Here is a 9,941-nt window from a genome sequence, read left to right on the forward strand (position 1 = left end):
GTGAAGAGTTGGTTCACGCTCGAAGCGCGGCTCGAACTCGTACGATCGATGTAGTCGCAGGCGACTGGGTGGGCACTCCGACAGCCATCTCGTCATCCCTCCTGACGCTGGCCTGTCGGACGTCGGGAGATCCACATGTGGGCTGATAACGAGGCGGACCTCGATCTGCTGGGCTTTGACTTCCTCGTCGACGGCCTCGTCGTCGCGCTGACCGAACCGCGGCTGCTTCCACTGACTATCGGGGTGCTGGGCGATTGGGGCTCGGGAAAGAGCAGTCTCATGCGGATCGCGGCGCAGGAACTCGCCGCCCTTCTGCCCGGGGGAGAAGACGACCAGCACGCGCAGAGCGACCGTCAGGACGCGGAGCGTCTCTCGCCGTACTTGACCGTCGACTTCAGCCCTTGGCAATACGAGGATCACGACGACGTCAAGATCGCGCTGATGACCGCCGTGCTGGACACGATCGCGGTTCGTGTGCCGGAGGCCGCCGAACAAGTCAGCAAACTCCGGGCGATCGTTGCTGGCTTGCGTCGGTGGGGACGCCGGCTCGGGCGAACCGCGACTGCTGCCGCGCCAACGGTCGTGCCGCTGTTCATCCAAGGCTCGATGCCGGACATGGACCCCGGCACCTTGCAGGTGGCGACGGCGTTAACAGGTGCCGCCGCCAAGCAGGTCGACGCTGCTTTCGAAGAGTCTGATGAGAGGCAAGATGCAGCCGCCACGGAGCCGTCCACACCCCGAGGCGATGTCGATGCGTTCCGTCGGGAGTTCGCGAAGTTGGTCGAGCAGATTCCGGACTGCGAGGCGGTGGTCGTGTTCATCGACGACCTCGACCGGTGCCTGCCCGAGACGGTTGTCGACACCTTCGAGGCGATCCGACTGTTCTTGAACACTCCCAAGACCGCGTATGTGCTTGCGCTGAATCAAAACGTCGTCGAGTCGGCGATCGACTCGCGTTATCCCGAGCTCAAGAAGCCCGACGGGGCAGGCATCGGTCGCGATTACCTGGAGAAGATGCTCCAGCTCAAGGTCGCGATCCCTCCCTTGGCGGAGCCAGAAGCCGAAACATATGTCAACTTGCTCTTTGCGGAGCTACACCTGCCGGAGTCTTCCTTCGATAAGGTTCTTGAGAAGGCGTCGGAGGTGCGGCGCGAGAACGGTCTCGCGGTCGCGTTCAACACCGGCATCGCCGGGACCGTGCTCGACGACATCCCACCCGGTCTCGCTGCTGACTTGAAGTGGGCCGCCGACATTTCACCTGTCCTCGGAGCATCCTTGCGCGGCAATCCCCGACAGTTGAAGCGGTTCCTGAACAACCTGCTCCTGAAGCATCGAAGCGCAACCCGACGCGGCGCACCCATCGAGCTGCCCGTGCTCGCGAAGCTCATGGTCCTGGAAGATCAGTACAACACCGACTTCCAGAAGCTCTTTGACTGGGAGATGGCAGCCGAGGGGGCATGCACCGAGATCGTCGCCGCTGAGGCCCGGGCTAGGGGAAGCCAGAGCAATACCGATCCAGTTCCCGAGACCCCCGATACGTCTGGCAGGAAGTCCGAAACTGAGCCCAAGCAACGCAAGAATCCGACGACACAACCGAAGGCCGACAGCCAACTGTCTGACGCGGAGACCTGGGCAGACAAGAATCACATCGCCGAGTGGCTGAGAGCCGACCCGCCCTTTGCGGGCACAGACCTGCGCCCCTACTTCACATACTCGCGCGACAAGCTGTCGTTCGGCGTGTCCGCGTCGCGACTCGCGCCGCATCTGCAACGACTGATCACCGACGTACAGTCCGATGTCGAGGCGAACCGGCGCAGCCACTACCCAACCGTGGCAGCACTGGATTCGACCGAGCGAATGCAGTTCGTCGAGGCGCTACTCGACCGCGTTCAACGCGATCCAGGGTCCGTCGCGCTTACGGCCGCGCTGGAGCTTGCGGAGAAGAACCCGGACATCGTCACCGTCGTTTGCGCCGCGCTCCAACGCGTACCACCGGCATCCATCCCTCAACGGGCTGGAACCGCTGCGGTCCGCCGCCTTCCCCGCGACCATCCAGACGTCACCGCGCTGTTGCAGCGCTGGGAGGACAGCGACAACGTCGGCCTCAGCACCGTCGTGAAAAGGGCTCGGGAGGCGTCAGCCAGGGCGAAGGGAGCGGGCAGTGGGAACGTCAGCTGATCGAGCTGCGGGTACCGGCGGGAACTGGACACCGCTCAAACACGCGACAAACGCCTACGTTCGTGGGCTCGGTCGGACCGATTCGGCCGGGCGAGCCCATCGCGTTCTCGCGCGACACGTCCCTCTCCTCGGGGGCGCGGGCGGTGCGACGGCCTCAGCCCGTGCAGGACGTTCGGGCATCACCAGGCTCGGCGGCCTACTCGCAGGGCTGGGAACGGGGACCCCAGGACAGACGCTCACAGCGCTCGGACTCGGGCACCTGGTCGGCCAGGACCGCTTCACCGTCCTGGACGAACTCGTCACCTACATCGCCGGCACCGGCGACGACCTCGATTCCGGCGCGGCGCGCGACGCCGCCTGCGACGTCCTGGACGAGGTCTTCGGCGACGCCGACGCGTGGGAGGAGCTAGATCAGGTCAGTGTGGACCGTGACCAACTGGGCATGATCCTGGAGCGCTTCCTAGCGCTGTATGTATACAACCGCGTCCCCGTCGTCGCGGAACGACTCAGTCGACTGACCGATCCGGTCGCGATGCGGAAGGCAGACCAGGAAATGCGTCAGATCATCGCCGATCTAGTGGCGATCGAGCTGCCGGCCGATCCGCTCTCCGTCGACTGGAGTGGCGCAGAGGGGCGGACCATCGCCGAGCGTTCCATCGCCTCGACCTACGAACTCCTGTCCGCCCTCGAAGACCAGGAGCGCACATGACCAGTTACCGAGTCCGCACCCACCCAGACGCCGCAACGCCCACCGGGCCGGAAGAACTACGACTACTCGACTGGATACCCGGGAGCGCGGAGTCGACGATTCAACTCGGGAGCCGTGCCGGGTCGCGGTTCTTCAACGGTTGGCGAGCTCCGAGAGAGGCTCTGGATCTCTTTCTCCTCGGCGCCTCCGTCTACTGCATGGACAAAGCCACCCGACGCGACACCGCAGCCGACGTATGGACACGTGAACTCTCTGCAGAACTGCCGGTGGCAGAGGTCGACTCCTGGCGCGAAGGGCCGTGGAGCGAGACACTCGACTTCTTGACCGGTGACCGCTGGAAACTGACGCCTTACAGCGAAAGCCGATCACCGTTGGACGGCGTGCGAGGCGTGCCCGACGACGTCACCCCTGTCGCGGAAGTCGATGCCGTCAGCCTCTTCTCCGGAGGTCTTGACTCGTTGACCGGCGTCATCGACCTGCTCGAAGAAGACCAGGACCGCCGTCTCTGTCTCATCTCCCACAACGAGGGCGACCAAGCTTCCACCGCGCAGAAAACACTGATCGCCGCGCTTCGCGCCCACTACGGCGCAGAGCGCCTGGAAGTCCGCAGCCTCTTTCTTCGGCCAGCCCCTGCCTCCGCCGGGCAAGCACGTCCTCTCCCTGAAGGACGCGAAACAACGACTCGAGCGAGGTCGATGCTGTTCCTCACCGCGGGCCTTGCCCTCGCGTCGTCCGTAGGCCCCGACGTGCCCGTATACATCCCGGAGAACGGATTCATCGGCATCAACGTCCCCCTCACCCGCGCTCGATCCGGTAGCTACAGCACCCGCACGACCCACCCGCAGTTCTTAAGCCTGCTCCGCGATGCCGCCGACAGCGTCGGCGTACGCAACCCGATCCTGAACCCGTTCCGCCTGAAGACCAAGGGGGAAATCCTCGCAGGCTCCAAGAACCCCGACCTGCTCCGTTCGCTAGCGCCCGACAGCATCTCCTGTTCCCACCCGGAGGCCGCGCGCTATGCCGAACGAGACCAAGGGAACTGCGGATACTGCTTCCCCTGCCTCATCCGCCGCTCGTCCATGGCCCATGTCGGTTGGGACAGCGCCGACGGCTACGCGTGGGACGCGCTCAGCGGCAAGGATCTCCTCGACCGAAACACGCGCCGCGCCGCGGACCTGCGTGCAGTCATCAACGGTGTCTACGCCGACCGCCCAGACCGAGACATCTTCCGCAACGGACCGATCCCAGGCAGCGAGCACCGCGCGTTCCTACGCGTGTGGCGAAGTGGCATCGACGAACTTCGAGCATGGCTCGACGGAGCGACCGGCGCCACCGCCAAGATCGTGCAGGGGCTGAAGTGACTCCAGCGCGCCTCCTCGATACCCATTGCCATGTGGCCGCGTACGCCGACCCCGTCGCGATGCTCCGCGCGGCGGATGAGGCTGGGATAGCGATCGTTGCGGTGACCGAGGACCCCGACGAGTACCGACGACTCCGCACACGGCTGGGCCGACGCGACCATGTCCGCGTGGCCCTCGGTCTCCACCCGCTCCGTGCGGCCTCGTTCAGTCCGAACGACCTCGCTCGGTTCTTCCGTCTCGTTCCACAAACACGCTGGATCGGTGAAGTCGGTCTCGACTACTCACGGGCGGGTGTTTCCACCGCCAAGGCTCAGCAGCGAGTCTTCGACGTCGTGCTGACGGAAGCTCAACCCGGACGACACCCCTTGACTGTCCACAGTCGAGGCGCCGAGAAGGACGTCATCGGCCGCCTGTCCGACGCGGGGCTGCCAGCGATCCTGCACTGGTACACCGGCCCCCTGGGTCTCGTTGACGACGCGCTACAGGCGGGGCTTTACTTCTCCATCAACATCGCGATGACACGATCCCGCAAGTTCCCAGGGCTGATCCAAGCCATTCCTCGCGATCGCGTCCTGTTGGAGACCGACGGACCGTATGCGAAGAACGGCGGACGCCCGGTCCACCCAGACGAACTCGAGTCTGTAGCCCTCGCCCTCGCGCGCGTGTGGGGCACGGACCTTGAGGATTCGACGCGCGTCCTCGTCACGAATCAAGAACGTTTCCTGTCGAGCACTCGATAGCCCGTCCAGACGTTGGGCTGGCGCCCCCTTCCACAGAGAGAGCGGTGGGAGTAACCTGATGGTAGGCGGCCTCTACCTGCTTGACCATCGCCGGACGCGATGGGACGACCAGACGGCCACGGCCGGAGCGGTCCTTCTTGATTCCTTGTCGCCGGAGACGAGGAGAGGACTGCGCTCATGTTCCGCTTGATCTGGACCGCCAGCGTCCACACCCGTTACTTCCTGCGCCGCTCCATGCCCACGAACATCGTGCTCGATGCAATTCGCACCCGCCGCGGGCTCAAGTGGGGGCTCCCGGCGATGCTGCTGGTCATCCCCTACCTGTACGTCGCGGGCATCCTGAGAGTGCTGATCGAGGATGGCGGACCCGGCTGGCTGCATCTGCTGGTGCTGCTGTGCGTCTGGAACGCGATGAAGTTCGCGATCATGGGCCCGGTCAGCTTGGTGCTGCTGCTCCGCGTCCGGGCCGCAGAGTGGCGGGATCGCCGAGTCGCTCGCCATTCCGTCGTCGCGGCGTAACCGCCCGCACATACCCGCCTCTGACCGGTGCCGTGCACCTTCTCGACGTCATCCGACCGAGAAGGAGCCCAGATCATGTCCGCGATCACCGACCTGGCCCACGACGAGCGCACCGCGCGCATGCTGCTGTCGATCCTTGCCGAGCCAGATGATCCCGTCACCGGCCGTGTCCTCTCCCACGTCGGTGCGATCGAGACACTGCGGCTCATCGACGACGGGGACACGATCCCAGGGATGAACCGTGTGGACGCCACGATGTGGCGTGATCGCCTGGCGCTACCACACCGACTGGAAAATGTGGCGAAGCGGATGCACGGCATCGAGAAGAGCGGCTTCACCGTGCTGGTACCGGATGACGAGCACTGGCCGAAGACCCTCGCAGACCTCGGTGATCGCACCCCGTACGTGCTGTGGGCACGAGGCGCGACATCGTTCCTCGCACGTCCGATGGAGGACCTCGTGACGATCACCGGCGCGCGAGCATCAACCTCCTACGGACAACACGTGGCTGGCGAGCTGGCCGCCGATCTCGCCGGAAACGAGCATGTAGTCGTCGCCGGGGGCGCATATGGGATCGAGGGCGCGGCCCACCGGTCCGCTCTGGCTGCGGGCGGGGACACGATCGCGGTACTGGCCGGTGGCGTCGACCGCCCCTACCCGGCCGGCCACCGGGAACTGCTGGACCGTGTCGCGGACGTCGGCCTGCTGATGAGCGAGATCCCGCCGGGCGCAACCCCAACGCGGCATCGGTTCCTGGCCCGCGGACGACTCATGGCGGCTCTGTCCGAAGCCAGCGTCGTCGTGGAAGCAGGAGCGCGTTCAGGTTCACTCCGTGTCGCGGCCGAAGCGCGCGTGCTGGGCCGCGGCGTCGGCGCGGTGCCCGGTCCGGTGACCTCGGTGACCAGCGCGGGACCACACATGCTGCTGCGCGATGGGACAGCCCATGTCGTCACGAATGCCACGGACGTCGAGCACCTGACCCGTCGCCCACCGGAACATGGAGTCGAACGTTCGGAGCTGGGCCCGGAGTTCTCCCGCCCGCCGACGCCGCACGGGACCGGGCACACGCGATCCATGTAGGCCACCACCCGCGTTCCCCTGAGGGCCCCACACACGAGTCGGTGCGTGGCCCTCTCTGCGCGGGAGCCCGCCTACAAGCCCCGTTCAGGGGTGATCCGCTGTGCCGATCGCCGCTCCGGAGCCGGACTCGGTTGAGTGTTGAGTGCACGAAGTGCTGCTTCCGCGCGGGCGCGGTCGATCTTCTGAGCGGTCGAATCGGGTGAGGCGCCGAGAGGCATCGGGTCGGTGATGGCGTACCGGTCGCGGTAGGCCGCAATCACCCGTGCACGCCGCCGCCACAGACTTTTCCCGGGTGCGTCGTTCGGCATCGGCCCGAGCGCGCTGGTCCAGGGCTCGTTGTACTGCAAAGCGGTGTCGAGGACGGCATCGGCTCGGGCCTCGATGAGGCGGTGGCGCTCATCCAGAGCGTCGCGCATGTCCCGACTCATGGGACCGTCGGCGTGTGGGATGAGGCCGACGATGAGACGCGAGGCCGTGCGGTTGCGCCCGGACCCAGCCGGGCGGGCAGTCGCCCGAGCGAGGCGGTGGTGGATGACGGAGGCGACGTCGTCGGCGTCCTCGAATCCTCGCGCCCAGACGAGGCGTGGCAGGAGCCGGTCGATGTCGTGGTGGTTGGCCTCGGCGCGACGCAGCTCGGCGGCGAGGGCGCCGAACGCTTCCGAGTCGATGACGGCCTCGGCCTGGCTTTCGGTGAGGCCGCTGGTGCGGACGAGACCTGCCCACCGGTCGTGCTGGGCGGCCGCGGCGATGGTCTCGTACTCGGCGGCGAGCTGGGCGATCGACCCCCAGGTCTCCTGCTCGTCGGTGATGGTCTCGTGGGCGGAGAGCTCGGCGCCGACATGCTGGAGCACTCCGAACAGCACCGAGCGGGCGGTGGCGTCGGGGCTGTCCGAGGGGTGCGGGGCGGCATGGTCGTCGGGCCGGTTCAGGACCACGTACGCCTGATTCGACTGGCGTCCGCGGGTCATGGCGACGTAGAGATTCTCCCGCGTCGTCGTCGGCTCGACCACGACGTGGGAGGTGTCAGTGGTGATGCCCTGCGCACGATGCGCCGTGACCGCGTAGCCGAGGTCGAGGTGCTGGGCGACGTAGTCGGCGGGGAGCACGATCGACTCGCCACGGCCTGGGCCGGCGGGGCGCACGGTCACTGATCCGTCGGGGCGCACTTTCGTGATCGTCCACCTGTTCCCGTTCTGCACCCACGAGAACCGGGTGCGCAGCTTCCGCTCGTTCTTCCGCGTGATCACCGTGTCACCCACAGCCGCTTGCACGCCGCCGTTCAGCGTGACTTCGCCTCGGAGCGGGTTCACGACATCGGCGAGGATGAGCTCGGTACGGGCGCGCAGGTTCAGCGCTGCAACCGCTTCGCCGGAGTCCGAGACCAGGATCGACTCGATCCCGGCTTCACGGTCCGCCCTCCACGCCTCGTAGGCGCGGGCGGTCATGTCGTCGGTGGTGCCGCCGATGATCCGGTCGGCGTCCTGGTAGACATCGATCACGTCGGGTTCTCCGAGGCGGAGGCGTAGCGATGCGGTCTTCTCCCATTCGTGCGTGAAGCGGTGGATCGTGGAAAGCTCCGGGGTGTCAGGGCGGTCGCCGGCGAGGAGCCCGAACGCACCTGCCGCTGCCGGGGATTGGAGCTGCCCGTAGTCGCCGACGAGCAGAATCTTCGCGCCGGCTTTCGCCGCAGCCCCGGTGATGCGGTCGAGTGCGAGGGTGCCGGCGAGGCTCGCCTCGTCCACGATCACGAGCTGACCCGTCTGGAAGGTGCTGCCGGTCATGATGTGTAGCGTCCACCACCGTGCAGTGTTCTCGGTCTTGATCCCGAGATCTCCGGCGAGCACTTCCGCAGCGACCGCTGACGGGGCGAGTCCGACCACGGAGCCGGTGCCGTGCTGCTGTTCCCAGGCGGTGCGGAGCGCGAGCATCGCGGTCGTCTTCCCGGTGCCGGCCGGGCCGACGAGGAGATCGAGCTGACGGCCTGAGACCGCGATCCGTGTGAGCGCGTCGGCCTGGTCAGAGCCGAGCATCCGCCCCTCCCTGTCCGGGCGTCTCGTGACCTTCTCGATGAGGGCGAGCGGGAGCTCGGGGCCGGTCAGGGTTCGGGAGCGTTCGAGGAGCCGCTTCTCCGCATCGAGCAGCGCCTCGGAGGAATACAGGATGCCGTGGCGGGGGCGGAACGCGCTCGACCTATCCGGACGCTGGAACCGGGCCGGCGTCGACGCGAGTTCCGGCGGAGTCAGTCGCAGCGAGGCGTGTTCGGCGGCATCGACGACCATCCCGCTGACGGCCTCGCGATCCCGTGTTGTCGCGAAGCGGTACTCCATCGTCTGCCGTGCGGCCTCGGCGGTCAGGTTCCAGCGGTGCCAGGTCGACCGCTTCTCACCAACGGCCTCCATCACGGCGCGGCCGATCTTCTCGATCTCATCCAAGGGAAGGTCGTCGGCGCGCAGCACCCGTGCGGGTGCTGCCGGGATCGCCTCTCGCACCCATTCCGACGCGTCCCGCCCCAGCAGTGCTGTGGCGCGCTTGCGCCACTCGGTCGTGAGGTCGGCAAGGGATCGCACCTGCTTCTCGGGCCTGGTGGACAGCGTGGCTTGAGCACGGAGCTTGATGATCGCCGCGGCCGAGGGCTGCCGCCCATGCTTCTCGACGTATTCCGCGATGAGGTGGTCTTTCTCGGCGTCGATCTGGCGGGCGCGGGTGGAGAACTCGAGCACGAGCTCTTCCGGCACCGTCGAGATCGCCCAGGCGGGGTTGCGGTCGCGGCCGCGATCCCGCGCCTCCCACTCCACTCCGAGCAGTCGGGTGAGGTGGTCGGCGATGATCGCCTCGTGCAGTTCGGAGAGCGCGACGGTCGCGGCGTGCATCGGCCGCCCATCCAAAGACCGCCACCGCCCGTCCAGCGTGGTCTTCACTTTGTTCGACACGACGACGTGCGTGTGAAGGTGAGGGTCGGAACTACGGGAGTCGTAGTGGTCATAGGCGGTCGCGGCGAGACCGAAGGTATCGACCTGCGCGACCGCTCCACCGTCGGCGCCGGTCATGCCAACACGGGTCGCGGCGACTTCTCGTTCCATGAAGTCGATCACCTCGGCGATCGCCGCGTGATGCGCTTCGGCGATGAGCGCCTGGGTTCCGGCGTCAGCGACCGCCCACAGCACCGACGCCGACTTCGGCAGCGAGAACGTGTAATCGTATCCCGCGACGGCCTTCCTCGTTCCGCGTCCGTGTTCTTCGGCCTCGATCTCGGCGATCGCTTCCGCACGCGAGGCCGGGCCGAGATCCGCGTCAAGAGCCTCGACACGCTCGGCGATGCGCTCGGCCGGGGTCTTGTACACCGGGTAGGCGCGG

General features: G+C 66.8%; 7 protein-coding genes. 6 read left to right on the top strand and 1 reads right to left on the bottom strand.

All coding sequences use genetic code 11. The features are described from left to right. Window positions 1-135: 135 nt before the first annotated feature. From D1J51_RS13580 to D1J51_RS13605, 6 genes are all read left to right on the top strand, one after another. Window positions 136-2,178: a KAP family P-loop NTPase fold protein gene (locus D1J51_RS13580; RefSeq protein ID WP_119076051.1), complete on the top strand. Its 2,043-nt coding sequence runs from the start codon at window positions 136-138 to the stop codon at window positions 2,176-2,178. Then, the gene (locus D1J51_RS13585) at window positions 2,162-2,887 is read left to right on the top strand and encodes a hypothetical protein (RefSeq protein WP_119076053.1); all 726 of its coding nucleotides are present in this window, start codon (window positions 2,162-2,164) and stop codon (window positions 2,885-2,887) included. Before D1J51_RS13580 ends, D1J51_RS13585 begins: the two co-directional genes overlap by 17 nt. Beyond that, window positions 2,884-4,248 carry a Qat anti-phage system QueC-like protein QatC gene (qatC, locus tag D1J51_RS13590; RefSeq protein ID WP_119076055.1) on the top strand — a complete coding sequence of 455 codons (1,365 nt, stop codon included), beginning with the start codon at window positions 2,884-2,886 and terminating at the stop codon, window positions 4,246-4,248. Before D1J51_RS13585 ends, qatC begins: the two co-directional genes overlap by 4 nt. Further along, on the top strand, window positions 4,194-4,988 hold the full coding sequence (locus D1J51_RS13595) for a TatD family hydrolase (protein ID WP_256386022.1): 795 nt from the start codon (window positions 4,194-4,196) through the stop codon (window positions 4,986-4,988). The genes qatC and D1J51_RS13595 overlap by 55 nt, the downstream gene beginning before the upstream one ends. Before the next feature lie 177 nt (window positions 4,989-5,165). After that, complete coding sequence (locus D1J51_RS13600) at window positions 5,166-5,507, top strand: sulfate permease (RefSeq protein ID WP_119076059.1); 342 nt, start codon at window positions 5,166-5,168, stop codon at window positions 5,505-5,507. A gap of 75 nt (window positions 5,508-5,582) precedes the next feature. Then, window positions 5,583-6,587: a DNA-processing protein DprA gene (locus D1J51_RS13605; RefSeq protein WP_119076061.1), complete on the top strand. Its 1,005-nt coding sequence runs from the start codon at window positions 5,583-5,585 to the stop codon at window positions 6,585-6,587. Between the two features lie 71 nt (window positions 6,588-6,658). On the opposite strand, the gene mobF is transcribed toward D1J51_RS13605, so the two are convergent. After that, a partial coding sequence (gene mobF / locus D1J51_RS13610; RefSeq protein WP_119076067.1) for a MobF family relaxase occupies window positions 6,659-9,941 on the bottom strand: 3,283 nt, incomplete at its 5' end.

It is taken from the genome of Leucobacter sp. wl10 (assembly GCF_003569785.1).
Taxonomy (GTDB): domain Bacteria; phylum Actinomycetota; class Actinomycetes; order Actinomycetales; family Microbacteriaceae; genus Leucobacter.

Bases quoted from the DNA above. Each gene is read 5' to 3' on its own strand.
- D1J51_RS13580 (WP_119076051.1), top strand. From the start codon at position 136: ATGTGGGCTGATAACGAGGCGGACCTCGATCTGCTGGGCTTTGACTTC.
- qatC (WP_119076055.1), top strand. From the start codon at position 2,884: ATGACCAGTTACCGAGTCCGCACCCACCCAGACGCCGCAACGCCCACC.
- D1J51_RS13595 (WP_256386022.1), top strand. From the start codon at position 4,194: ATGGCTCGACGGAGCGACCGGCGCCACCGCCAAGATCGTGCAGGGGCT.
- D1J51_RS13600 (WP_119076059.1), top strand. From the start codon at position 5,166: ATGTTCCGCTTGATCTGGACCGCCAGCGTCCACACCCGTTACTTCCTG.
- D1J51_RS13605 (WP_119076061.1), top strand. From the start codon at position 5,583: ATGTCCGCGATCACCGACCTGGCCCACGACGAGCGCACCGCGCGCATG.